This is a genomic window from Paraburkholderia sp. AV2 (genome assembly GCF_054968425.1).
Genome location: NZ_JBANLK010000049.1, coordinates 17,297 through 43,795 on the forward strand (window position 1 = coordinate 17,297; position 26,499 = coordinate 43,795).

A 26,499-nucleotide genomic window follows, 5' to 3' on the forward strand; every position below is an offset into this window, starting at 1 on the left:
CTCCTCATGAATTACCACTGATACTTCGCTCCCGCCAGGAACAGACGCCCTTCACCCCAGTAGCAATAGTCCGCGCTCGTGCACGAAGCGAGGTACTGGCGGTTGAGCAGATTGGTCACGTTGAACGTGGCGGTCCAGCCCTGGAGGTTCGTGAAACGGCGTCCCAGGTCGTAGCGCAGCGCCAGATCGACGAGCGTGGCCGAGGACGTCACGAACGTGTTCGCGGTGTCGCCGTACGAACCGCCGATATAGCGCACGCCGCCGCCGAACAGCAGGCCCGCGAGCGGCCCGCCGGTCCACGTGTAGTCGGCCCACAGCGAAGCCGTGTTACGCGGAATGCCGACCGGCACCTTGTCGAGGCTCGACGTCGTGCTCTCCGTATTGAGCAGGTTCGTGTAGGTGTAGCTCGCGATAAGCTGCAGGTTGTCGCTGAGGCTCGCGTGGCCCTCCACCTCGAAGCCCTGCGAGCGCACCTGGCCCGTGAGCACGCTGAAGCCGGCATGCAGCGGGTCGGTGGTCGCCACGTTGTTCTGGTCGATATGGAACGCCGACACCGTGACGAAGCTGTTGTAGCCCTTGGGCTGCAGCTTCACGCCCACCTCGTACTGCTCACCGGTGAGCGGCGCGAACGCCTGGCCGCCATACGTCGTGCCCACTTGCGGCTGGAACGAGCGCGAGTAGCTGAAGTACGGCGCCACACCGTCCACGATCTGGTAGACCGCGCCGGCGCGCCACGTGAACGCGCGGTTGAACTGCTGGCTCGATGCGCCGCCCTTGTACGAGGTCTGGTCCTCGTTGGCCCAGTCCTCGCGCACGCCGAACAGGAAGGACCACTTACCGATGTCGATCTGGTCCTGCGCGTACAGGCCGAGCTGCTTGATCGACTGCGCCACCGAGGTCGCGTACATGAACGTGGGGTACGGGATCGCCTGGCCGTAGACCGGATCGTTCACGTTCAGCCCCGGCGTGTTCGCGAGGCTCCCGTAGAAGTGGTGGTCGAACTGGATGTTCTGGTAATCGAGCCCCAGCGTGACATTGTGCTTCGCAGCCCCGGTGTCGAACGTCGCGTCGAGCTGGTTGTCCACCGTGTGCGAGTTCACCATGCCGTAGTTCAGGTACGGCGTGCGGGCAAGCGTCTCGCCGTCCGACTCGAAACCGTTGTTGCCCACGTACTTCACGGTCTGGCTGTTGTGCAGATAGCGATAGTTCTGCTTGAACGACCAGACGTCGTTGAAGCGGTGCTCGAACGCATAGCCGATCGACTCCTGGGTCTTGCGGAAGCTGTCGAAGTCCGGCTCGCCCGGATACAGGCTGCGGCTCGGATAGCCATACGGCACGGAGTTGTAGATGCCCGCTTCCGGGTCCGCCTGATAGTTCGCGAATATAGTGAGCGTGGTGTCCTTCGTCGGGCGCCACGTGATGGTGGGCGCGATCGCCACGCGCTGCTGGTTCACGTAGTCGGTCTGCGTGCCCGTATTGAAGCCGTCGGCGGTCAGGCGGTAGAGCACCTTGCCGTCCTGGTCGAGCGGACCGCTGAAATCGAAGTAGCCTTGTACCCGGCCGTAGCTGCCCGTCGTGAAGCCCACTTCGTGCAGCGGCGTGTCGGTCGGCATCTTGCTGACCAGATTGACGGTGCCCCCGGGCGACCCCTGGCCGTACAGCACCGAAGCCGGGCCGTGCAGCAGTTCGATACGCTCGAACATGTACGGGTCGAAGCTCGTCACGTTGTAGCCGAAACCGCCGGCCGGCCCGGGCGTGCGCAGCCCGTTCCAGAACTCGTCGACGAGGAAGCCGCGCGCGTAGAGATATTCGAGCGAATCCGTGTTCGTGCCGCGCTGCTCCGGGTTGATACCCGAGGTGTAGCGCAGCGCCTGCGCCACGCTCTGCACGTCCTGCACGTCCATCTGGTCGCGCGTGACCACGGAGATCGCCTGCGGCGTCTTGATGATCGGCGTGTCGGTCTTGGTGCCCGCCGTGCTGACTTTCGCGACGTAGCCGACCACCGGCCCGGTGCCGGTCTCGGCAGCCTGCTGGCCCTTGATGACCACGGCGGGCAACTGCTGGCCCGCGGCGGTATCCGACGCCGCAGCGGGCGGCGCCGCGGTCTGCGCGCTGGCGATCTTCGCGATCGCCAGCGCCACCACCGCCGTCATTGTGCGGACCTTGATCCGCCCGGTGTTGCCCGCTGCTTTGCTCCCCACCCTGGTGTAACCCTCGCCAACCCAGCCCCGATTCATCCCGTCCATCCCGTTGAAAAATTTAATTTAGATAACTAAAGGTAGTAATAAGAATCATTACTATTGTGATTCGTAAAATTGTGTAAGAGCGATAGAATACGGCCTGAGCTTCGCCGACGTCCTGTCAAATTGCTGTGCGAAGCCGTCTAAATTTGACGGTTGCGCACCACTTTTAACGGCAATTCACAAAATGACCGAGATCTGGCAACGTCTGACCGGTATGCAGCGCCGCTATCTGAAGCGCCCTGTCATAGCAAAAAGGTATGATTTCGAAAGCGGTGATAGCGAGAGCTGGCACTCGCACTCGCAGCCGCAATTCGTCTACACGACGCGCGGCGTGCTACGCGTCATCACGCCGGACGGCGCCTGGACACTCGGGCCGTACCGGGGCCTGTGGATCGCGCCGCTCGTCGCGCACGAACTTCAGGCGGCCAGCCCGGCGGTGATGTACACGGTCTATTTCGAAACCGATCTCGCCCCGCGCGACGACCCGCACTGCCATGTCTTGATGATTTCGTCGCTGCTGCACGAACTCGTGGCCGCGCTCGTCGTCGATCTGGAGAACGACCAGCCCGAGCGTCGCTCGGCGTTGATCGACCCGCTTCTGCTGCAGGAGCTACGCGAAGCGCAGTTGGCCACCGAGGGCCTGTTGCCGCTGCCGAAGGACCGCCGCCTGCAGCAGATCTGCGGGCAGCTCATGGATGCGCCGTCCGACAACACGCCGCTCAACGACTGGGGCATGCGCGTGGGCGCGAGCGAGAGCACGCTCGAGCGTGCGTTCAAGGAAGAAACCGGCCTCACGTTCGGCCAGTGGCGCCAGCGGCTGCGCCTCGTGGAATCGATCTCGCGCCTCGCCAAGGGCATGCCGGTCGCCACGATCGCCACCGAGCTCGGCTACCGCAACTCCAGCGCCTTCATCACGATGTTCCGGCGCGCCATGGGGGAAACACCGCAGCGTTTTCTGCGCAGCCGCAACGGGCAGGACCTCGGCGCGGCGCAGTGAGCGCCGGGCAGGACCGCGGACGCATGTGAGCGGTCCCTGGCAGTCCCTGGCGATCCCTTATGCCGCCTGCCGGCTCGCGAGCAAGGCGCCGAGCGACGCCACGCTCGGGTGGTCGAAGACGTCGCCCGGCGTCAGCTCCATGTTCAGCTTGCGGCGAATGCGCGCGACCAGCTTGATGACGAGCAGCGAATCGGCTCCGAGCTCGAAGAAGTCCTGGTCGTCGCCAATGCTGGCCTCGTCGAGATCGAGCAGCGCCGCAAAGAGGCTGCGCACTTCGGCCTCGATCGATTCAGCAGACTGGACCGCCGGGTCCGGCTGGGTCGCCTGTACGGCCTGGGAAGGCGCGAGATGTTCCATGAAAGGGTTCCTGAAGCGTTGAAGTAGAAATCGGGTGTCAGGCGCTCGCTAGTTGCGCGAGGGCCGAGGGTAAAGAGGGCGCGGCGATCTGGGCGCGCTCGACCAGCTCGCTCATGGCAACGACGATCTTGCGCGGACCGCTGAACGGATCGCGCGCATGCGCGACCAGCATATTGTCGAGCATCAGCACGTCGCCCTTGCGCCAGGCGAAGCGCACGGCGCAACGCGCGTAGGCCGCGCCGATAGTCGCCATCGCCTCGTCGCCGATCTCGCTGCCGTCGCCGAAATACGCCTGGCGCGGCATGCGTCCCGGTCCCGCCAGATCGAGCAGATCGAGCCGCACGTCGGCGTCGAGACAGCTCACGTGATGCAGTTGCACCTGATTGAAGAACGCGCGCTCGCCCGTGCGCGGATGCGCGATCACGGCCGGGCATACGGTGCGCGTCTGCAGCTCGTCGTTCGCCAGCCATTCGTACTGCACCCCTTCGGCCTCGCAGCGCGCCTCGACCTCGCGCCGGTCGTCGGTGCGGAAAAATTCGCGCCACGGCACATCGAGCCCGCGCGTGAAAGTGCGTACATACATGATCTGCTTGCGCTCGAAGGCCTCGACGAGCGGCGCGGGCAGCGCGCGCAGCATCGCCCGGCAATCGACGATGGGTGTGGCGCCCCCCACCGGCGAAGGCAACGCGCAGAAGAAGAATTGCCGCCGCGGCCAGCGCGACTGATGCGCGCTCTCGTTGTGGAACAGGATCATCTGCTTCTCGGGATACGGCGTGGAGCGATAGGTGTTGCGGCCGCCGTCCTGCTTCGGCAGATCGCCGTACTCGCCGTAGAGCCCTGGCGAAATCGCTTCCGCGAATGCCTCGAAAGCGGCCGCATCGTCCAGCGCGAAACCGCGGAACAGCACGGCGCCATGGCGTAGCAGCGCCGCTTCCAGGGCACCGCGCCGCGCTTCGACCCAGCCGGGCAGATCGCCGATGGGCCCACTCGGTGTAAGCACGAGCGGCAGGCCGCCGGCCTCGTCGAAAAAGGATGCCTCGACATGGGCGTCGGGAAAGAGCGTTGGGTTCATGATGGAAAGACTCTCGTTCATTGCAGAAGGGCCGCGTCGGCAGCGCCGGCGGTCCGGGGCAGATCGAGCGGTGCGTGCGGAGCTGCGATCGCCGCATCGAGCAGCGCGCGCCACGCGCCGAACCAGCGCTCGATCGTCGCGGCGTCGAACAGTGCGCTCGCATAGACCCATTCGACTTCGTAGCCCGCATCCGCCGCTTCGACGAACAGCGCCATGTCGAATTTCGATTGCGTCGTGCGCGCGCGCATCAGTTCGATAGCGAGTCCCGGCACGCCGGTGTTCTCGCGCGGCAGGTCGCGCTGCACAAACAGCAGTTGCAGCAGCGGATTCACATCGCGCCGGCGCTTGACCGCGAGCGCATCGACGATACGGTCGAACGGCAACGCACGATGGTCAAGCGCGTCCCATGCGGCCGCTTTCGCGGCGTCGAGCCAGGCGTCGAAGCTCGCGAGGTTGGCGCGGTCCGGCGCGACACGCGAGCGCAACGGTATGACGTTGACGAAGAAGCCGATCAGCGCTTCGAATTCGCTGCGGTCGCGACCCGCCACGTCGGTGCCGATCAGGAGGTCGGGCTGGCCGGTCAGGCGGTGCAGAAAGAGCTGGAAGCTCGCGAGCAGTACGGCGAACGGCGTCATGCCATGCGCCTGCGCGAGCGCGCACACGCGCTTGCCGATCGCGGCGGACAGCGTGAAGTGCAGCGCCTCCCCGGCGTGCGATGCCTGCGCGGGGCGCGGACGGTCGGCGGGCAGCGCGAGGACGTGCGGCGCACCGGCCAGATAGCCGCGCCAGAACGCCTGCAGCGCGCGCATGGCGGCCGGCGCGAGCTGCGCGCGCTGCCACACGGCGTAATCGGCGTACTGAACAGGGAGCGGGAGCCGATCCGGCGTTGCGCCGTCGCGGCGCGCGCGATAGCCGGCGCATAGCTCGTCCAGCAGGATGCGCACCGACGTGCCATCCGCGACGATGTGATGCACCGCGACGATCAGCACGTGATGCTGCGCGTCGAAGCGCAGCAGCGACGCGCGCAGGAGCGGCGCGGCGGCCAGATCGAACGGCGTGCGCGCGGCTTCGTCGAGCGCACACGCGACCGTGCGGGCGCGCTCAGGCGCGGAGAGCGCCCCGGGGTGCCCTCCGGCCGAAGAGGTGCAATCGATCACGGGCATCGGCACGTCCAACCGCTCCGCGATCGTCATCACCGGATCGCCGTCGTGGTCGCTCGCAAACGAGGCACGCAGCACTTCGTGGCGCACGATCACGGCGGCGAGGCTGGCCTGCAGCAGGCCGGCGTCGAGCGGACCGCGCAGGTCGAGTCCCGCAGCCATGTTGTACGACACGAGCCCCTTGCCGGCGAGTTGATCGACCACCCAGATACGCTGCTGCATCAGCGACAGGGGGAGGCCCGCACGCCGCTCGACGGCGGGTAGCGCCGCGGCAGACTCACGCACCCCGATCGCCTCGATCGCTTCGACCGGCGGACACCCGGCGCGCAGTGCGTCGATGCGCGCGGCAAGCGCCTGCAGGGTCGGCGTGGCGAAGATGTCGCGCAGCGGCAGCTCGACGGCCCACGCCGAGCGCACGCGCGAGACGAGGCGCATCGCCGCGAGCGAGTGACCTCCGAGCGCGAAGAAACCGTCGTCGCGCGCGATTGTTGGCGCTTTCGCGGGCAGTTCCAGCAGCGCGGCCCAGATGTGCGCGAGTGCGATCTCGGTCGCGCCTTGCGGCGCGGCGCGCTTCGCATCGTGGCAGGCGTCGCGCGGCACCGCGGCGCGGCTCGCGAGGCCTGCCAGCGCCTCGCGGTCGAGCTTGCCGTTGCGGTTCAGCGGCAGCGCATCGATCACGCGCAGCACCGCCGGGACCATGTAGTCGGGCAGCACGGCCGCGAGCTGCTGCTTGAGCAGCGCGGCCTCGGGCGCGCGGCCGTGCGCGGGCGTCGCGAATGCGGCGAGGCGCGCGGGCGGCACCACGATCACGGCGGCGTCGCGCACGCCCTCAAGCGCGCGCAAGCGCGCCGCGATTTCGCCCGGTTCCACGCGATACCCGCGAATCTTGACCTGATCGTCGATACGGCCCAGATACTCCACCGTGCCGTCGGCAAGACGCCGCCCGCGGTCGCCACTGCGATAGAGCCGCGCGCCCGGCGTGAACGGATCGGGCACGAAACGCTCGGCCGTCAGGCCCGGACGGTTCAGATAGCCGCACGCCACGCCCGCGCCGCCCAGATAAAGCTCGCCGGTTTCGCCCGCTCCGACCGGGTTCATGTGCTCGTCGAGCACCCACACGTCGCAGTTGTCGAGCGGCCGGCCGAGCGGCAGGGTCGCCGCTTCGCGGCTGGCGCGCGCCGCCGCTTGCGTGAGGATGCCGACGGTCGTCTCCGTCGGACCATAGTGGTTGACGACGCGGCAGTCCGGCCGCAGGGCCTCGATCGTGTCTAGCAGCGGCCACGACGACGCCTCGCCGCCGAGCACGAGCGTGTGCGCGGGCAACACGTCGGCGGCATGCTCCGCCTGCAGCAAGGCCTGCAAATGGCCCGGCACGATCTTCAGGACATCGATACGATGCGTCGCCATATAGCGCGCGAAGCGGTCGGCGTCGAGCGTCGTGTCGCGATCCACGAGATGAAGCGCGCCGCCAATCGCGAGCGTGCCGAACAGCACCGTGTGGCCAAGATCCGCAGCCACGGTCGAAACCATCGCGGAACGCGCGCCAGGCGGCAACGCGAGGCGTGCCAGCACCGCGTCGACATAGTTGGCGAGCGCCGCGTGCGAGATCACGACGCCCTTGGGGGTGCCGCTCGAACCGGACGTGTAGATCACATACGCGGCTGCCCGCAGATCGACGGCGGGCAGGCCGGCAAGCGCCGCGCGGCCCGTGTGCGTCTGCGCATGGCGCTGTGCTTCGTCGATGGACGCGTGCTGTGTGCCCCCGAGGTCCAGCCCTGCCACGGAGCCCTCGTGCAGCACGAAGCGCGCTCCGCAGTCCCGCAGCGTCTGCGCGAGCCGTTGCGGCGGATTACCCGCGTCGAGCGCCACGTAGGCACCGCCCGCCTTGAGCGCGCCGAGCATCGCAATGACGAAGGCCGCCGAACGATGCGCGACGACCGCCACCGGCTCGCCCGCCTCCAGACCGCGATCGTGCAGCCAGCGCGCGACGCGCGCTGCGCGCGCTTCGAGCTCGCCGTAGCTGAGGCTGAGCGCGCCGTCGATCACGGCGGGCGCGTCGGGTTGCGCTGCGGCGTGACGCGCGATGCGCACATGCACCGGCTCGCCTGCCACGGTGCGGGCACCGCGGCTGTGCACTTCCGCCTGGGCCCTTGCCTCGCCGCCGAGCAGATCGAGATCGGCGAGCGTCGCGGTGCTCGCCGCTGCGTCGCTGGAAAGCGCCGCGACCAGCGCCTCGACGGCACGCAAATACTGCGCCGCCATACGCTCGACGCTCGCCGCGCGAAAACGCGCACGCGCGTAGGTGAAATAGCCGCACATCCGGCCGTCACGCGTCTCGCGCACGTCGAGCGCAAGCGGCACCTTGACGTGCGCCTCGGCGATCTCGTAGCGCGACGCCCGCAGTCCGGGCCAGCGTTCGAGCGCCGGGTAGTCGTCGCTCAGATAATTGAAGGTGGTTTCGAAGAGGGGCCCGTGCTGCGCGTCGCGCGACGGATGCAGATGCTCGACCAGCACGTCGAACGGCAGCGCCTGATGTGCCTGGCCGTCGAGCGTCCGGCGCCGCAACTGCGCGAACAGACCGCCGGGCGTGAGCGCAGCTTCGCAGTCGCTGTGCAGCACGATCGTGTTGACGAAGAAACCGACCACGCCATGCGTCTCGGGCCGCTGCCGGTTGGCGACCGGCACGCCGGTGCGGATCGTGCCCTGCCCCGTCACGCGGAACAGCCACGCGTGATACGCGGCGAGCAGCACGACGAACGGCGGCGCGCGGGGGCGGCGCGCCACCGCGCGAACCGCCTGCGAGAGCGGCGCAGGCAGCGCGAACGAGACGCGGGCCGCATCGCGTGCATCGTCGCCCGGAGTCGCCGCTCGATCGTAGGGCAAGGCCAGCGGCAGCGCATGGGCAGCCAGTGCGCCACGCCAGTAATCGAGATCGCGCGCGGCCTGTGCGCTTTTCAGCCAGCGGCGCTGCCACGCGGCGTAATCCGCGTAAGTGACCGGGGGCGCCGCGAGCCGTGCCGGTGCGCCCTGCAGCGCGGCGCGATAGCCTTCGACAAGCTCCTCGACGAAGATCTGCATCGACCAGCCGTCGGTCGCGACGTGATGTAGCGCGAACATGAGCAGATGCGCGTCGTCGCCATAACGTGCGAGCCCGACGCGCAAGAGCGGTCCGCGCAGCAGGTCGAACGGTTCGGCGGCGAAGCGCTGCGCACAGGCTGCGAGCGCGCGCTCAATGGCGGCGCCCCCTTCGCCCGTATCGCCCGCACCGCCAGGGCCGGCCGATGTGCGCAGATCGAAGTCGCCCCACGCCAGCGGCGCCGGCACCGCAACGCGTGGCGCGTACATCAGCGCATCGTCGGGCGCCTCGGCAAAATACGTGCGCAACGCGGCATGACGCTCGCTCAGTTGATCGAAGCTGCGCCGCAACGCGTCGATGTCGAGCACACCGTGCAGACGGATGGCCGCCGCGACGTGATATGCGCGGCTCTCGGGATCGAGCCGCCATGCGAACAACTGCCGCTGCTGCGCATGCGAGACGAGCGCCTCTCCGGTGGCTTCAATAGGCGCGTCCTGCCCGATATCGGCGTTCAAGGATGCGGGCTGCGCGAGTTGCGCGGCGAGCGCCTCGGCCATCTCGCCGAGTGTCGGCGTTTCGAATACCAGAGCGATTTCGCAGCGCCGTCCGTAGCATTCGCCGATCCGCGCCACTAGCCGCGCGGCGCTCAACGAACTGCCGCCGCACGCGAAAAAGTGCGAGTCGGGCGTCAGCGCAATGTCGTCGCCCAGCACTTCGCGCCACAGCGCGCCCAGTTCTCGCTCCCGCTTCGGGAGCGCGGCATCCTCGCGCAAAGCACGCTCTGCCGAAACCTCGCCTGGGCCGATCAGGAAAGCACCCTCTTCCCACAGCGCGTACTGATCCAGCGAGCGCTGCTGCCAGCCCTCGCGCGTCGCGGCACGCTGCAGCTTGCCGCTCGACGTCTTCGGCAACGCGCCGGGCTGGAGCAGCACGATCACGGCGGGCGTCTCCCCGCACGCGTCGAACGCCGTGCGGCACAACGCATCGACGATCGCGTCCGGCGCGAAACGTTTCCTCATGCGCGGCGCGATCTCGAGCGCGAGCGCCAGGCCCTCGCCGCTCTCCCGCTGCGCGCCGAACGCAATGACGCGCCCCTTGCGCGCAAATTCGCACTGCGCCTCGACGGGCTGCTCGACATCCTGCGGATACAGATTGCGCCCGCGCACGATGATCAGATCCTTCGCCCGCCCCGCAATATAGAGCTGCCCGTCGTGCACGAACCCCAGGTCGCCGGTGCGCAGCCAACGCGTCGCGCCGCCGTCTTCGAGCTCGTGGCGAAATGCCTGCGCGCTCGCATCGGCACGCTGCCAGTAGCCGTGCGCAACACTCGGGCCGCCAACGTGGATCTCGCCGATCCGGCCGTCGCCGAGGGTCTCCCCGCTGGACGGCTCGACAATGGCCACGCGATGCGCGGCCTGTACGGCACCGCAGCCGACGAGCACGGTGGCCGCCTCGCGCTCGCCCGCCACGAGGGCGTGCCCCGCCGAGAGCGAGGCGCTGCTGAAGGCGTGCGAGACGAGTCCCGCGCCGCGCACGCTGCCGGTCACGAACAGCGTGGCTTCCGCGAGGCCGTAGCACGGATAGAGCGCGGCGGCATCGAAGCCTGCCGGAGCGAAACGCGCGACGAACATGTCCAGCGTATCGCGCCGCACTGGCTCGGAGCCCGAGAACGCGAGCCGCCAGCTCGACAGATCGAGCCGCGCCCGCGCTTCGTCGCCGACACGCTCGACGCACAGGCGATAGGCGAAGTCCGGCGCGCCTGAAATCGTCCCGCGATGGCGCGCAATGGCATCGAGCCAGCGCAGCGGACGCTCGAGAAAGTACTGCGGCGACATCAGCACGAGCGGAATGCCGCTGAAGACCGGCTGCAACAGACTGCCGATCAGGCCCATGTCGTGATAGAGCGGCAGCCAGCTCACGAAGACGTCGTCGTCGCGCACACCGAGGCCGGCCTTGATCGCGATTTCGTTTGCGAGCAGATTGCCGTGGCTGACCATCACGCCCTTGGGCGTGCCGGTGGAGCCCGAGGTGTACTGCAGAAAAGCGACATCGTCCGCGCGCACCGGATGTAGCGGGCAAACGGTGTCGCTCGCACCCGCGATATTCGTTGCCCGCGCATCTTCTTGGCGGGCGGCGGCAAGCGTATCGACGGCCACGGCCGCCGAGCCGGGTGCGAGCGCCGCGTATTCGCCGGCATAGCGTTCGTGCAGCGGCGCGGTCGTCAGCACGTAGCGCACGCCCGCGTCGTGAGCGATGCCGGAAAGACGTGCGAGATGCTGCTCGCGTTTCGACTCGGGTGGATAGACCGGCACCGCAACGACGCCCGCATACAGGCAGCCAAAAAACGCGCTCACGTAGTCGACGCCGCTGTCCATCAACAACAGCGCGCGTTCGCCCGCGGCACGGTCGCGGGCGAACCGCGCGGCGAGCAGGCTCGCGCGGCGGTCGAGCTCGGCGTAGTCGTAACGCGTCTCGCCGCTCGCGTCGATCGTGATCAGTGCGGTGCCGGAAGGCCGCCGCGATGCGAGCGAACGCAGTCGCGCGGCCAGGCCGGTTTCACTCATCGCGCCCGACCCCCGGTTGTCGCGTTGTCGCGCATTCATCGCAGTGCCTCCTTTCGTGCATTCCGTGCGTCGAGCGCGGCGCTCGCTTCGATTTCGCGTGCGAGCGCGTCGAACAGGTCACGGTGCCGCACGATGTGCTTGTGGTCCGCGTCGATCGCCTCGCCCTGCCGGATACGGCCGCTTACGCGCGCCTGCCATGACCCGGCCGCCGCATGCGCCGGACGATGGGGGCGTTGCTGCGCCCACCAGAGCTTGAGATCGACGGGTGCCGGCGCGCGCTCGGCGCCCCGCACGATATGGCCAAGGTGGCGCTGGAACAGCAGGGCCCGGCCGAGCAGCGCCCGTGTGTCGGCGTCGGAGAGGCCATCCGGCAGCACCCATTGCCTGCCCGTATCGCCGAGCAGCGCCTGCATCTCGGCGTCGGTCGCCCGGTAAGTTCGCGCGACGTCGTGGCCGATGAAGGCGTCGCTGCGAGCTTCGTCGGCCGCCTCGGGCACGTACGCATCGATCAGGCCGACGAACGCCACTTCGGCGCCGTCGTGCGCAAGCGCACGCGCCACTTCGACGGCGATCATCCCGCCCACGGACCAGCCGATCAGCCGGTACGGGCCGTGCGGCTGCACGCTACGGATGCGCGCCGCGTAGTCGGCGGCAAGCTGCGCGAGATCGCCGGGCCACCAGGACTCCGTATAGAACGGCGCCTGCACGCCGTACACGCTTGCCACGCCTTCGAGCGCCGCGGCAAGCGGCCGGTAGTCGGACACGAGCCCCGACGCGGCGTGCAGCGCGAACACGCGTGGCAGATCGCTGCGCACCGTCATCGCCACGATGTTCGAGGCGCTCACGGCGGCCGGTTGCGCCTGCGACTCCAGATGAGCCGCCAGCGCGCGAATCGTCGCGTGCTGGAACAGCGCTTCGAGCGTGAGCGCGGGCAGGCCTAGCTCCCTCGCCCGCGCGAGCACCTTCAGCGCCAGCAGCGAATGTCCGCCCGCTTCGAAGAAGTTGTCGGTCACGCCGAATTCGCCGTGCGGCAGCACCGCTTGCCAGATGCCGAGCAGTTCGGCTTCGAGGGGCGTTTGCGGCACCGCTTTCCGCGCGGCGTCACGTGCCCCGGACGCCTCGGGCACGGGCAGCGCGGCGCGGTCGAGCTTGCCGTTGTGCATCAGCGGCAGGCGGTCGAGCCGCACGAGCGCGGCCGGCACCATATAGCCCGGCAGGCGGCTTTCGAGCGCGCGGCGCAGCGCGCGCTCGTCGGCATTGCCGACCACGTAGCCCACCAGCCGCTTCGCGTCGCCCTCGCCATGCAGCGCCGCCACGCTCCCCTCGACGCCGGGCGCTTCGCGCAGCACGGCTTCGATCTCGCCGAGCTCGATGCGAAAGCCGCGCAGCTTGACCTGCTGATCGAATCGTCCCCGGAAGTCGATGCTGCCATCGGCGCGGCGGCGGCACAGATCGCCGCTGCGATAGAGGCGCGCGCCCGGCACCCGCGGATCGGGAATGAAGCTCGCGGCCGTGAGCCCCGGCCGCCGCAGATAGCCGCGCGCGAGCGTGAGCCCGCCGATGCACAGCTCGCCGAGCGCACCCGGAGGCAGTTCGTTGCCGTCGCGGTCCATCACGTAGACGCAGCGCGAACCATAGGGCTCGCCGATCGACACGATGGTCTGCGCGCAATCGGCCGCGCGCGTCTCGCGATACATGCACGCGACCGTCGTCTCCGTCGGCCCGTAGAGGTTGTCGAGGCGGATGTGCGCGAGCGGGCCGGCGCGCCATTGCGCGAGCGCGCCGCCGGGCAGCCCCTCGCCGCCCACGGTGATCTGGCGCAGCGACGCGAGGTCCGCCGCGGCCGGGGGCGTGCGCAGCCATTGCTGCCAGTAGGCGGTGGGGATACGCGCGAACGTGACCTTTTGCTCGATCAGATGACGGCTCGTGGTCTCCACGTCCCACAACTGCGCGCCGCGCATTTCGACCCGGCCGCCCTGGATCAGCGCGGGCAGCATCTCGTGCAGCGCGACGTCGAAGTTGATCGTCGACGATTGCAACTGGGTGTCGTTCGCGCCGATGCCATAGGCCGCGATGAAATCGTCGAGGTGGCGGCAGAGCGCCTGCTGGCTCACGGCAACGCCCTTCGGCCGCCCCGCCGACCCCGACGTGTAGATCACATACGCGAGCTGCTCCGGATGGATCGATGCGTGCACCTCGGGTGCCGCGTCTCCCGGTGCACCGCGCAGGGTTGCGATGTCGAACGTGTTGCGGCCAGCGAAAAGCGGTGCGCACGACGCGAGCGTTTGCGTATCGGCAAGCACGCAGCCCGGCTCGGCTTCATCCATCATGGCGCGCAGGCGCTCGGCCGGATAGGCGGGATCGAGCGGCACGAAGGCCGCCCCCGAACGCAGCACGCCAACGAGTGCCGCGACGAGTCCCGGCCCGCGCGTGAGGGACAGGCCGACGCGACTCTCCGCGCCCGCGCCGCATGCCTGCAAGGCGCGCGCGATATGCGCCGACCACGCGTCGAGCTCGCCGTAGTTCAGGCTGACGCCTTCGCAATGGAGTGCATTCACGTGCGGCGTGCGGCGCGCCTGGGCGGCGATGCGCTCGCCCACCGGCGCGAAAGGATGCCTGCACAACGGATCTGCGCCACGCATGGCAAGCACGGGCGCGAGCTGCAGCGCGGCCAGCGGCGTGTGCTCGCCACGGACCATCTGTTCGAGCACCGAAACGTATTCGCCAAGCATGCGCCCGATCGTGGCGGCGTCGAAGACATCGCGCGCATAGGCCAGCGAAAGCGCCGTGCCGGACGCCTCCTCGCGCGCCGAAAGCACGAGATCGAAGCGTGCCGTTCCCGTAGACGTTTCGACGCGCGACGCCCGCAGGCCCGGCAGCCGCAGGCCCTCGCCCGCCGTGCCGTGGTCGTAGTTGAACATCACGCTGAAGAGCGGCGTTTGCGTGAGGCTGCGATCGGGGCTCAGTGCATCGACCACGCGCGCGAACGGCACGTGCTGATGCGCCTGGGCTTCGCGCAGCCGCCCGCCCACGTGCGCGACGAGCGCGGCGACATCGGGAAGGCCATCCAGTTCGCTGCGCACGACCAGCGTGTTGACGAAGAAGCCGATCATGCGCTGCGTTTCGAGCCGGTCGCGGCCCGTTGCCGGCATCCCCACGCGAATATCGTACTGGCCGCTGTAGCGCGCGAGCAGCACGTTGAAGGCCGCCAGCAGCACCGTCACGCTCGTCGTGTCATGGCTGCGCGCGAACGCGCGCACAGCTTCGACGGTGGACGAGCCGAGCGTCACGCCCGACCGCGCTCCCGCCGGGCTGCGCGTGGCGCCCGGGCGGCGGTCGAAGGGCAGTTCGAGCCCACCCTGACCGCCTGCAAGACGCATGCGCCAGAAGTCGAGATCGGCATGGGCACGCGCGGTTTGTGCGTCCGCTTGCTGCCACAGCGCGTAATCGGCGTACTGGAGCGGCAGCGGCGCCGCATCGGCGGCGCCACCCTCGCACAGTGCCGCATAAGCGCGCGAGAATTCCTCCAGCACGAGCTGGTTCGACCAGGCGTCCGAGACAATGTGATGCGTGACGACGTGCAGCACGTGATCCTCGTCGCCAAGGCGCAGGAGTGTCACGCGCAGGAGCGGTCCGGTTTCGAGATCGAACGGCGCGCGCGAGATCGCCTGGAGCGTGTCGGCAACGCGTTGCGCCTGCCCGGCGCGCGGCACGTCTTCGAAATCGAGCACGGAAAGCGATGGCGCGGGCGCATCGAAGCGCTGCATCGCGGTGCCATCGATCTCGACGAAACGCGTGCGCAGGCTCTCGTGCCGGGCCACCAGCGCCGCAAGCGCGCCGCGCAGCGCGGCACGGTCGAGCGCGCCTTCCAGCCGTACCGCACCCGGCAGGTTGTATGCCGCGCTCTGCGGATGCAGGCGCGAGAAGAACCACAGACGCTCCTGCTCGGGCGAAAGCGGCACCGTGTTCATGCCCGCCGGGCGCGCGGAGATGGGGCTGGCCAACTGTGCGGCAAGGCCGCTACCGTCCTTCGCTTCGATCCGCTCGACAAGGACGCGCGCAAGATCGGCAAGCACCGGCGCAGCAAAGACGAGCCGCACCGGCACCTCGACGCGAAGCGCCTCGCGCAACGCGGCCGTCATGCGCAGCGCCAGCAGCGACTGCCCGCCCAGCTCGAAGAAGTGATCGTGGCGCCCCACCCGCCCGAGGCGCAGCAACGGCTGCCAGACCCCGGCAACGAGCGTCTCCATTTCGCCTTGCGGCGGCGCCCACCGGCTGTGCGCCGCGGCGGGTGCGGGCAGCGCGTGCCGGTCCACCTTGCCGTTCGGATTCAGCGGCAGGCGTTCGAGCACGACCACCGCCGCGGGCACCATGTAGTCCGGCAGCGCGCGGGCCAGCCGCTCGCGCAGCGTGTCGCCGAAAGTCCCGGCATCGATATCGAGCCCGTCGCGCGGCACGGCATACGCGACGAGGCACGCTCCCAGCGCCCCATCCCGCGCAACGACCATGGCCTCGCGCACGTCCTCGTGTGCCAGCAGTTGCGCTTCGATTTCGCCGGGCTCGATACGAAAGCCGCGGATCTTCACCTGATGATCGACCCGGCCAAGATATTCGAGTCGACCGTCGCTGCGCCACTTCGCCAGATCGCCCGTGCGATACAGGCGCGCGCCGCCGGCCTCGAACGGATTGGCGACGAACTGGGCCGCCGTGAGATCGCAGCGGCCCAGATAGCCGCGTGCGAGTCCCACGCCGCCGATATAGAGCTCGCCCGCCACGTTCGCCGGCGCGAGATCGAGATTCGCGTCGAGCACGTAGAGCTGCGTGCCCGCGATCGGGCCGCCGAGCACCGGCGCCGCGTCGGTTACGCGGCCCGCCGCCGACCAGATCGTCGTTTCGGTGGGACCATAGAGATTCCAGAGTTCGACGCCGAGGCCGAGCAGATCCCGCGCGAGATCGGCCTGCAACGCCTCGCCGCCGCATAGCGCCTTAAAGCGCCGCGGCGCGCCCGACGGCCAGCCGCCCGCGCGCAGCAGGCGCCAGCCCGCGGGCGTCGATTGCAGCGCGGTCGCGCCCGAGCTCTCGACGAGCCGCGCAAGCGCCGCACCGTCGCGCACCGTCTGGCGCGGCGCAATCACCACGCGCGCACCCACCGTCAGCGGCAGGTAGAGTTCGAGCGCGGCGATATCGAATGACAAGGACGTCACGGCCAGCAGCACGTCGTCGGCCGCGAGACCTGGCGCCTCTTGCATGGCGAGCATGAAATGGCCCAGCGCGTGATGCGTCACCATCACGCCCTTCGGTTTGCCCGTCGATCCCGAGGTGTAGATCACGTAGGCGAGCTGTTCGCCGCTCACCTCGACTAGCGGACGATGCTCGGATTCGCCGTTCAGATCGAGGCTGTCGAGTTCCAGCAGCGGTACCGGCGTTGGCAGGCCGGAAACATCCTGCGCGGGATGGCGGTGCGTGATGACGAGGCGCACGCCGCTGTCGGCGGCCATATAGGCGCGCCGCGCCGACGGTATCGCCGGATCGAGCGGCACATAGGCGCCGCCCGACTTCATCACGGCGAGCAACGCGATCAGTGTATCCAGCGAGCGCTCCATGCCGATGCCCACTCTCACATCGGGCCCAACGCCGAGCTTCATGAGCCGGTGCGCGAGCCGGTTGGCGCGCGCGTCGAGTTCGCGATAGGTCAATGTCTCTTCGCCGAACTGCGCCGCGAGCGCATACGGCGTAGCCGCGGCCTGGCGCTCGATGAGCCGGTGCACCGGCGCCGCCTGCGCGTAGCGCCGCGGATTGCGGCCCCACGCGAGGAGCCGCTCGCGCCCGGATGCGTCCAGCAGCGCGAGGTTGCGCGCGTGGCGATCCTGCACGATCTGTCGCAACACGTCGACGTAGCTGTCGAAGAGACGAACAGCCGTCTCGCGCTCGAAAATATCGGTGGCGTAAGTGAGCGAGAGCTTGAGCCCGTCCTGCTCCGCCGTCACGTCGAGCGACAGGTCGACCTGAGCCGCCGACGCGGTGCCCGCGAGCGTGCGCACGGCAATGCCTGGCAGTGCAAACGGATCCGTACCCGCTTCGCCATAGTTGAACATCGCCTGGAACAACGGCGTATGCGCAACGCTGCGCTGCGGCTGCAGCCGCTCGACCAGCGTCGCGAACGGTACGTCCGCATGAGCGTGCGCGCCCACCATGCGTTCGCGCACTTCGTCCAGCAACGCGCTGAAGGGCGCGCTGCGCGCCGTCGTCATGCGGATCACGAGCGTATTGACGAAGAAGCCGAGCAGCGACTCCGTTTCGAGCCGGTCGCGGCCCGCCACGGGCACGCCGACGCGCACGTCCTGCTGGCCGCTGTAGCCTTGCAGCAGCGTGCCGAACGCCGCCAGCAGCGTCATGAAACGCGTCGCGCCCTGCTCGCGCGCGTGCGCATCGAGCGACTGCACAAGAGAGGCATCGAGCGTTCGGCGCAGCGTGGCGCCCGCGCTGCTGCGGGCACCCTGGCGCGGCCGGTCGGCCGGCAGGGCGAGCAGCGGCTGCTCGTCGCCGAGCTCGCATTCCCAGTACGCCAATTGCGCTTCGAGCGCCTGCGGATCGCGTTGCGCGCGCTGCCAGAGCGCGTAGTCGCCGTACTGGATCGGCAGCGGCGGCAGCGCGGGCGCGTTGCCGCGCAGCGCGGCCTCGTAGCCCTGCGCGAACTCGCGCAGCAAGATCGCCTGCGACCACGCATCGGAGACGATGTGCGGCATCGCGAAGTGCAGCACGGTTTCGTTTGGCGCCTCGGGATACGTCAGCAGCGCGATACGCAGCATCGGGCCGCGCTCGAGGTCGAACGGCAGACGCGTGAGTGTCTTGAGGCGCGCGTCGAGTTCGTCCGCGCCGCCCAGGTCCTCTTCGCGCCAGTCGTACGAGCCCGCGGCGTCCACCACCTGCCACGGCTGGCCGTCCGCTTCCACGAAACGCGTGCGCAGCGTCTCGTGACGCGCGACGAGCGCGTCGAGCGCACGCCGCACGGCCGCGCGGTCGAGAGCGCCGCTCAGGCCCACGGCGCCCGAGATCGTGTACGCGGCACTTTCGGGTTCGAGTTTCCAGAGAAACCACAGGCGCTCTTGCCCGTCGGTGAGCGGAATGCGCACGCCGGGTTGACGCGGCGCGATGACATCGGCCTCGTGCGGAGCCTCAGCGTCGAGCTCGGCCGCCAGATCGGCGAGCACCGGATTGAGGAACAGCGTGCGCAGCGTCACCTCGCGTCCCAGCGTCTGGCGCACGCGCGAAGCCACACGCATCAGCAGCAGCGAATGGCCGCCCACGTCGAAGAAGTTGTCGGTCACGCCCAGGTCGTCGCGCCCGAGCACCGCCTGCCAGATCTCCAGCAGCGACGCTTCGAGCACGGTGCGCGGCGCGGTGCGGCGGCGCGCGGCATCGTTGCCGGGGGCAGGCAACGCCGCGCGATCCAGCTTGCCGTTCTGCATCGTCGGCAGCCGGTCGAGCCACACCAGTGCCGCCGGCACCATGTAGCCCGGCAAGCGGCTTTGCAGCAGACGGCGCACAGCCATGTCGTCGGCGTCGCCCACCACGTAGCCCACCAGCCGCTGCGCCTCGCCTTCGCCGTGCAAGGCGGCCGCGGCCGCTTCCACGCCGGGCGCTTCGCGCAGCACGGCCTCGATTTCGCCGAGTTCGATCCGATGCCCGCGCAGCTTGACCTGCTGATCGAGGCGACCGAGAAAGTCCATGCTGCCGTCGAGCCGCCGGCGGCACAGATCTCCCGTGCGGTACAGGCGGCTGCCGGCCGGGCCGTGCGGGTCCGGAACGAAGCGCTCCGCGGTGAGCGCCGCGCGGCCCAGATAGCCGCGCGCCAGCGTATGCCCGCCCACGCATAGCTCGCCGATCGCGCCCGCCGGCGCTTCGTTCCCGTCCGCGTCGCACACGCACACCGTGCGCGACGGGTACGGGCCGCCGATCGAGACAATCGCCTGTTCCGCGTCCTCGTCGCACGTTTCGCGGTACATGCAGGCGATCGTGGTCTCGGTCGGGCCATAGAGATTGTCGAGCCGGATATGACCGAGCGGGCCGCAGCGCCAGCGGCGCAGCGCGTCGCCGGGCAACCCCTCGCCGCCCACCGTGATCTGCCGTAGCGCCGCGAGCGATGCGGCGGGGGGCGGCTCGCGCAGCCATTGCTGCCAGTAGGCGGTGGGAATGCGCGCAAACGTGACCTTCTCTTCGATCAGATGGCGGCTCGTAGTTTCCGGGTCCCATAGCTGCGGCCCGCGCATTTCGACCTGGCCGCCCATCAGCAGCGCGGGCAGCAACTCGTGCAGCGCGACGTCGAAATTGATCGTGGAGGATTGCAGTTGCCTGTCGTCCGCGCCGATCCCGTACGTGCCGATGAAATCGTCCAGATGCCGGGCCAGCGTGCCGTGTGTGATGGCCACGCCCTTCGGACGCCCCGTCGAGCCCGACGTGTAGATCACGTAGGCCAGTTGTTCCGGGTGAATCTCAATCGGCAATTCGTGCGCTTCGTGCGCTTCGTCTGTTTCGCTGCCCGCGGAACCGTGGGCAGCGTCGGCCGCGTGCGCGAGCGCCGCGACGTCGATCGGCTCGCGCCCCTGCAGCAAGGCGCCGAGCCGTTGCACGCCCGTGCTGTCGGCCAGCACGCAGGCAATGCCCGCGTCGTCGAGCATCGACTCGAGACGCTCGAGCGGATAAGCGGGATCGAGCGGCACGAACGCCGCGCCCGATTTCAGCACGCCGAGCACGCCCGCCGCAAGCGCCGCCGAGCGCTCGATGCACAGGCCGATGCGCTGGTCAGCCTGCACGCCGAGCCGCCGCAGCCGCGCAGCAATACGGTCGCTCCAGCGCGCAAGCTCGCCGTAGGTCAACCGATCGCCTTCGCAATGCAGGGCCGGCGCGTGCGGCTGCGTAGCGGCACGGCGGTCGAAGCGCGCGCCCACCGCGTCGAAGGCGGCGAGCCGCCGCTCCGCCCGTTCGGCCCGCGGTTCTTCCAGCGCGATGCGCTCAAGCGGCGCTCGGGCGACGCTACCCGCCTGCGCGAGGATGGCGGCGAAATGGTCGAGCATGCGCCCGACGATCGCCGCGTCGAACAGGTCGGCCGCGTAGTTGAACGACAGCCGCACGGTGTCGTCGCGTTCGACCACATTAAGCACGAGATCGAAGCGAGCGGTCGGGAGGTCGGTCGAGAGTTCGGTCACGCGCAGACCCGCGACATCGAGCTCGACGCGCTGCGCTCGTGTGTGATTGAACATCACCTGGAAAAGTGGCGTTTGCCCGGCGCTGCGCTCGGGCTGCAGCGCCTCGACGAGCTGCGCGAACGGCAAGCCGTCGTGACGATGCGCGTCGAGCACACAGCCATGCAAACGCTCGAGCAGCGCGCCGAAGGTCGGCACGCCGGCCAGGTCGGCGCGGATCACGAGCGTGTTGACGAAAAAGCCGATCAGCCGCTCCGTCTCCAGACGATTGCGGCCCGATACCGGCACGCCGATGCGCAAGTCTTTCTGGCCCGTGTAGCGCGCGAGCAGCACCGCGTAAGCGCCCAGCAGCAGCGTGGAGAACGTGGTGCGATGCTCCGCCGCAAGCTGTTTGAGCGCGCGCGTCTGCTGCGCATCGAGTTCGATGCTCACGCGCGCGCCCGGCACGTTGCGAATGCCGCCGCGCCTTTTCGTGGCCGGCAGATCGAGCGCGGCGGGCGCATCGCCAAGCTGCTGCTTCCAGTACTGCAGATCGGCTTCGCGTTCGCCGTCGTCGGCCCATTCCTGCTGCCACGCGGCGAAGTCGCCGTACTGCACCGGCAACGGCGCGGCCGCCGGCGAGCGACCGGCGCACAGCTCGCCGTAGGCCGCGACGAATTCGTCGAGCAGCAGCTTCACCGAGCCGTGATCCGCGATGATGTGATGCAGCGCGACGTGCAGCACGTACGACGCGGGCGGATGTGCGGGTGGATAGTCGGCCCCGGACGCCTCGCGCAGCAGCGCGACGCGCAGGAGCGGTCCGCGCACGAGATCGAACGGCGCGAGCGAGAGCGCCTGCAGGCGCTGTTCGAGCGCGCCACGCGTATCGCCCGACTCGGTCGCGCGCTCCCCATGCGCCGTGCCCAGGTCGATTTCCGACCACGTGTAGCTGACGCCGCCGACGACTTGCGCCACCTGGCCGTCGCTTTCATCGAAGCGCGTGCGCAACACCTCGTGGCGCGCCACCACATGATCGAGCGCCGCACGCAGGCATTCGATGTCGAGCGCGCCCGCCAGCCGCAGCGCACCCGCGACGTTGTAGCCCGCATCGTCCGGGTTCAGTTGCCAGAGAAACCACAAACGCTCCTGCGCGGGCGAGAGCGGAAAACGCTGCGCGCGGCCTTCGGGCGGCACGATTGGCACGATCGGCAGTTGCCGGCCAGACAGGCCGCGCTCGCGCAGGCGCGCGCGGAAGGTCGTGCGCTTCTCCGCCGGCAGACCGGCATAGGTGAGCGCGACCGTGGCGAGATCGGTTTGCGTCTGCGCGCCATGCGGCGACGGCAAGCCGGGCTGCGTTTCGGTTTCCGGTTGAGGCTCGCGCTGCGCCGCGAGCGGCCGGATGCCCGCTTCGCGCGCCTTGCGCTTCAGGAAAGGACAAACGTCGGCGGCACGCACATTGTGATCGTCGAGGAAGTACTGCTTCCACTCGAGATTGCCGGGGTCGCCATAAAAGCCGAGATCCGGATGCGCGGGCGTATCGTCCCACGTCTCCAGCCGCTTGCGGACCTGGTTGCGCGCCTCACGGCCGATCACCTTGTTGGTGATCGTATCGACGAAAACGCTGCGCGGCTGGAACAGCAGCACCATGCCGGGGCCGAGATTGCGGCTGTGGCGCAGCACGAACGAGGGGCACGCGCACACCACGAACATCTGCACGCCGGCGAAGGAGAACTCCCACGCTTCGTCCGAAGGCTCGGGCTGCTGGTCGGCGGCCGGGTCCGGGTCGACGTTGTGCAGTTGCTGCAGCGTTTGCCAGAAGAGCGCGTGATACGCGTCATGCGTGAGCGGTTCTGCGTCGGGCTCGAAGAACACCGCGATGTTGTTCTTGCGGTATTGCGGTAGCGTTGCGAGTTCCGCGAACGTCTGCATGGTCGCGGGCAGATCGCCGATGTCCTTGCCGTTGACGAACGAATAGAACATCTCGCCGCGCCGCTCGGCCATCGTGCCGAAGAAGCACGGATACGCCGGATGCATCACCTGCTCGCGCAAGGTCCCGTATGAAGCGTCGAGCCATGCCGGCGGCTGCGCTGCCGCGCCGCACCGGCGCCCGGCGATGATCCGGCTTTTCCAGTCGGCCGCACTAAAACCGCTCGTGGCCGGGTTCTCTTCGATCGGGGTGAGCGACGGCGTCGCGTCGTGCTGCGTCATTTCGTCATTCGGTCGCATCTTCGTTCCTCTGGTTGCGCCCTCAACCACAGGCAGGCTGTCCGCGCGCGGCGCCTCATGGCGGCGGCGCACGCTAGCCGCCCCGCGAGAAGGGCGCTTCATGAATTTTTTGTGGGGAACGTCCGCACCTGCTGGCGAGGTGTCTGGAGAACGGTGTGCGCGGCACCCGTTGGTATGGCGCTGCGTTGAGCGCTATGTCAGGCGGCGGCCCGCGTGGCGTCCGGCGCTTCGAGTTCGCGCAGGAAGACCTGTACCCAGTCGTCGGGAATGATGGGCTGGTGATACGTGCATTCGCCCGACACCACGGTCGAGCCGTGCAGCCGGCCGTCCGGAATCAGCACCCTGTCTCCCTCGAACATCTGGAGCTGCATGCCGAGATTGCCCCAGAACAGCATCTCGCCCTCCTGGATCGTGACGAGGCGATGGTCGTTGTGCACGTGCGTGGTCGAGCACATCTCGTGGGGCTCGACGAAGGTCTCGCGGTCGATGTCCGGGCACTCGGCGTCGATGCGCGTGCTGATACGCCGCGCGAACTCGCAGAAGCGCGGGATGGCCGAGAGCCATTTGAGCTGTTCGCCGAGATCCCAGCGCGCGCGCTCCGCGAGGCGATCGAACGCCGCGATGCCCTGCACGCACTGCGCGCGGCCGGCTTCGCCGTAGTGTTCTCCGATCGCCTGCAGCGCATGGCGCAGACGCGCGTCCAGATCCTGTCTGCGTGCCTGGCGGTCGTCCGCGCGACGATGCGGCGCGCGCAGATGCGCGCATGCGCGTTCGAGCGCTGCGACAAATGCGAGCCATTCCACCTCGGCCGCGAACGCGGCGCCCGCGAGCGCGAAAGCGCGATCCGGGCGGCGGGCCAGCGCGTACAGCAGGTTGGTTTTCGCCATGCTGGTGGGCAGATAGAACTGCCAGTAGGCGTGCTGCTGGCGCGTCACGCCGCAATGGTTCGCGACGCGGGCGAGCATTTCGTCATCCTGCCCATTGCCGCCGACCATGGGTCGCGCATCGGGCGGCAGGCCGTCGAACCGGCCGCCCGCCACGGCTCGCGCCACCGCGCTCCGCTGCGACGGTGCAAGCGCCCAGCGCTGGATCATGATGAAACGCAGACCCTCTTCGAGGTAGTCGTTGCGCAGCAGCCGCGCAAACGTTTCACCCCAGAACGCGCTTTCTTCGTCGAAGAGGCGTACGAGGCGCGCCGCAGCGGCATCTACGCCCTCCTCGTCCGCGGCAGGATCGCCGAGATACGAGAACGCATAGTCTTCGAGGAACGGTGCGATCTGCGCGCCGAGCGTGCGCGCGTCTTCGCGGTAGAAGCTGGCGAAGCGCTGCCAGTCGGCGGGAGCGGCGCTCTGCGGCATGCGCGCCACGTCCAGTTCGTAGATCGACAGCAGCGTGCGGTTCGAGGCCAGCGACGGCAGGCGGCTCACGTTGTCGCTGCGCACCGGCTTCATGAACTTCAGGAACTCGAAATCCTCGGGACGCAGCGGCCGGCGGTGGTAATCGCCGTCGAGCACGAGTTCGTCGACCGTTGCACTGCGAAACGCCGGCGCGGCCGCGAACTGCTTGATCAGCGAGACATACGCTTCGCTCTGTCCTGCGTAGGCCCCGAAATCGAATAAGGCGGGAGAACGGTACGTCATGCAGAAAGCTCCTTGTGCCGACGTTGCGGCAAATTCGAATCAATAGAGAGGAAACGGAGACAACATGCCGTCACGTCACTGGCGGCCGGATGCGGCCAGGCTCAACCGGCGGCGGCGAGCGCGGCCGGTTGCTGCGCGAAGGCAACGACGTCGCGCAAGGCACCTGCGATTTCACGAATCAACGGCGCACGTGCCGTTTCGACGAAAAAGTGGCCACCGTCCAGCATTTGCTCGCGAAACGCGCCGGTTGTTTCGTGGCGCCACGAAGAAAGATTTTCATGAAGTTCGGATAACGAATCTTCCCGGCCACCGAAGGCACAAACCGGACAGGCGAGCGGGCCCGATCGCGTACGCCAGCGGCGCACATAGGTGGCGCACAAGTGGAAATCCGCGCGCAGCACCGGCAAGGCAAGCTCAAGAAATTCCGCGTCGCCGAGCAGTTCTTCGGGCGTGCCGCCCAGGCGCCGCAGTTCCTCAACCATCTGCTCTGCGCCGCACTCGAGCCATTTCGTCTCGTAATCGCGCTCGAGCGGGGCGGCGCACGCGGCTACCCCTAGCCAGACGGGTTCGCGTCCGTCGCGTTCGCGCAGCGCGTGAGCCAGCTCCAGCGCGACCAGCGCGCCCATGCTGTGCCCGAAGATCGCGAAATCGCGCGCGGGCAACGGCCCGATCGCGTCGAGCAGCGCCGTGGCCAGCGCCGGCCAGTCGCTGCACGGCGCCATCGCCCGCAGGCGGCCGTGCCCCGGCAGATCGAGCGGAACGCAGTCGATCCACGACGGAAGCGCGTCGCGCCAGTCACGATAGATCGCCGCATTGCCGCCGGCGTAGGGCAGACAGAACAGCGTAACCGGCGCCTCGGCGAGGGCCCGCATGTCAGGCCTGCGCGCCGCCGGCGGCAGGCACGCCTGGCGTGCCCGATGCGTCGTACTGCGCCATCGCCTGGCGCAGGCTCAACGGACGCATGTCGGTCCAGACTGCCTCGATATGCGCCAGACACTCGTCCTTCGTGCCCGTCTTGCCGTCCGCGCGCCATCCCGCCGGCAGCGCCTTGTAGTCCGGCCAGATCGAATACTGTTCTTCGTGGTTCACCACCACGTGGTATTGGGTGTTTTCATCGCCCCAGCTCATTACTGCCCTCCTTCGCATGAATCGGTTAATCGAAGCGATCGCCGCGAGACTCGGCGCGCAGGGTTCCGTGTTGCATCCGCAGTAGCGACCATCTATAAATAAAAACGCAAATCATTCCCATTAACTTATTCAACGGTAGTAGCTCATTGCTCATGTGTCAACCTGTCAAGCCTGGAGACATACGCGGCGGACTGGCCTCATTCGCTCGATTCTGCCGCGTCATCAAAGACTTGAGCGCCAAGCTTCATCGCTGCGCGGGAAGCACGGAAAGGCCATTTAAGACTACCGCTATCAGGGGCTTTAAGGTTCCTGTCACAAATTGCCGCCCGCGCTACACCGCATTCAATCGCACTTGCATTGCAAAACGCATAATCGCCAGCCCATGATTGTCGATCAGGACTACATATCGCTGTTCCCGCACCGGGGCGCTCGGACAGGTCGCGCGATCGACGCTCGCCTGGCCCCGACGTCAAGGCCAGCGCGGCGCCCAAGCCACGCAGCCCTCGCTGCCCGCCAGTTCGTCAAGCCAGCAGAAGCGCAGCGTCCGCAGCCGCACCCCTGGTCCCGACGCGGCCAAGGTTTCCACGCGCGGCTCCCCCGTACCCTCACGCTGACACGGGTCGACCGAAAACGTCTGCAAGTCTTGTGCGATCCCTATGCCAAGCGTCTTGAGCAGCGCTTCTTTCGCCGTCCAGATGCGCACGAATACCTGGGCGCGCGCCGCTGGCGGCGCGCGCGCCCGCCGGTGGCCCCCCGGGGGGGGGGCGGCGCGCGCCCCGCGCGCCCCCCCCGCGGGTCCCCCCCCCGGCGGGGGGGGGGGGCCCCCCCCCCCCCGCCCCCCCCCGATAGCAATA

10 protein-coding genes are annotated in these 26,499 nt (G+C 68.6%); 1 reads left to right on the top strand and 9 read right to left on the bottom strand.

All coding sequences use genetic code 11. The annotated features are described in order from the left end of the window. Positions 1–11: 11 nt before the first annotated feature. Positions 12–2,201, bottom strand: a complete 2,190-nt coding sequence (locus tag V8683_RS25750) for a TonB-dependent siderophore receptor (RefSeq protein ID WP_411191307.1) — start codon at positions 2,199–2,201, stop codon at positions 12–14. Between the two features lie 226 nt (positions 2,202–2,427). Between V8683_RS25750 and V8683_RS25755 the strand changes: the two genes are divergently transcribed. Next, on the top strand, positions 2,428–3,240 hold the full coding sequence (locus V8683_RS25755; RefSeq protein ID WP_411191308.1) for an AraC family transcriptional regulator: 813 nt from the start codon (positions 2,428–2,430) through the stop codon (positions 3,238–3,240). A gap of 57 nt (positions 3,241–3,297) precedes the next feature. Here V8683_RS25755 and V8683_RS25760 read toward each other — a convergent pair whose 3' ends face one another. The 8 genes from V8683_RS25760 to V8683_RS25795 form a co-directional block, all read right to left on the bottom strand. Then, positions 3,298–3,597: an acyl carrier protein gene (locus V8683_RS25760; RefSeq protein WP_411191309.1), complete on the bottom strand. Its 300-nt coding sequence runs from the start codon at positions 3,595–3,597 to the stop codon at positions 3,298–3,300. Positions 3,598–3,634: 37 nt separating this feature from the next. After that, complete coding sequence (locus V8683_RS25765) at positions 3,635–4,669, bottom strand: TauD/TfdA family dioxygenase (protein WP_411191310.1); 1,035 nt, start codon at positions 4,667–4,669, stop codon at positions 3,635–3,637. A gap of 17 nt (positions 4,670–4,686) precedes the next feature. Then, the gene (locus V8683_RS25770) at positions 4,687–11,508 is read right to left on the bottom strand and encodes an amino acid adenylation domain-containing protein (RefSeq protein WP_462880688.1); all 6,822 of its coding nucleotides are present in this window, start codon (positions 11,506–11,508) and stop codon (positions 4,687–4,689) included. Further along, on the bottom strand, positions 11,505–22,877 hold the full coding sequence (locus tag V8683_RS25775; protein ID WP_411191312.1) for an amino acid adenylation domain-containing protein: 11,373 nt from the start codon (positions 22,875–22,877) through the stop codon (positions 11,505–11,507). The genes V8683_RS25770 and V8683_RS25775 overlap by 4 nt, the downstream gene beginning before the upstream one ends. A gap of 197 nt (positions 22,878–23,074) precedes the next feature. Next, a complete protein-coding gene (locus tag V8683_RS25780) occupies positions 23,075–24,517 on the bottom strand; it encodes a cupin domain-containing protein (RefSeq protein WP_411191313.1) in 1,443 nt (480 codons plus the stop codon). A gap of 101 nt (positions 24,518–24,618) precedes the next feature. Then, complete coding sequence (locus tag V8683_RS25785) at positions 24,619–25,389, bottom strand: thioesterase II family protein (RefSeq protein ID WP_411191314.1); 771 nt, start codon at positions 25,387–25,389, stop codon at positions 24,619–24,621. A gap of 1 nt (position 25,390) precedes the next feature. Beyond that, a complete protein-coding gene (locus tag V8683_RS25790) occupies positions 25,391–25,645 on the bottom strand; it encodes an MbtH family protein (protein WP_411191315.1) in 255 nt (84 codons plus the stop codon). 469 nt (positions 25,646–26,114) lie between these two features. Further along, entirely contained in the window at positions 26,115–26,498 is a 384-nt protein-coding gene (locus V8683_RS25795; protein ID WP_462880689.1) for a 4'-phosphopantetheinyl transferase family protein, read from the bottom strand. Position 26,499: the final 1 nt, after the last annotated feature.

Bases quoted from the DNA above. Each gene is read 5' to 3' on its own strand.
- V8683_RS25760 (WP_411191309.1), bottom strand. From the start codon at position 3,597: ATGGAACATCTCGCGCCTTCCCAGGCCGTACAGGCGACCCAGCCGGAC.
- V8683_RS25785 (WP_411191314.1), bottom strand. From the start codon at position 25,389: ATGCGGGCCCTCGCCGAGGCGCCGGTTACGCTGTTCTGTCTGCCCTAC.
- V8683_RS25765 (WP_411191310.1), bottom strand. From the start codon at position 4,669: ATGAACCCAACGCTCTTTCCCGACGCCCATGTCGAGGCATCCTTTTTC.
- V8683_RS25790 (WP_411191315.1), bottom strand. From the start codon at position 25,645: ATGAGCTGGGGCGATGAAAACACCCAATACCACGTGGTGGTGAACCAC.
- V8683_RS25775 (WP_411191312.1), bottom strand. From the start codon at position 22,877: ATGCGACCGAATGACGAAATGACGCAGCACGACGCGACGCCGTCGCTC.
- V8683_RS25780 (WP_411191313.1), bottom strand. From the start codon at position 24,517: ATGACGTACCGTTCTCCCGCCTTATTCGATTTCGGGGCCTACGCAGGA.
- V8683_RS25770 (WP_462880688.1), bottom strand. From the start codon at position 11,508: ATGAATGCGCGACAACGCGACAACCGGGGGTCGGGCGCGATGAGTGAA.
- V8683_RS25755 (WP_411191308.1), top strand. From the start codon at position 2,428: ATGACCGAGATCTGGCAACGTCTGACCGGTATGCAGCGCCGCTATCTG.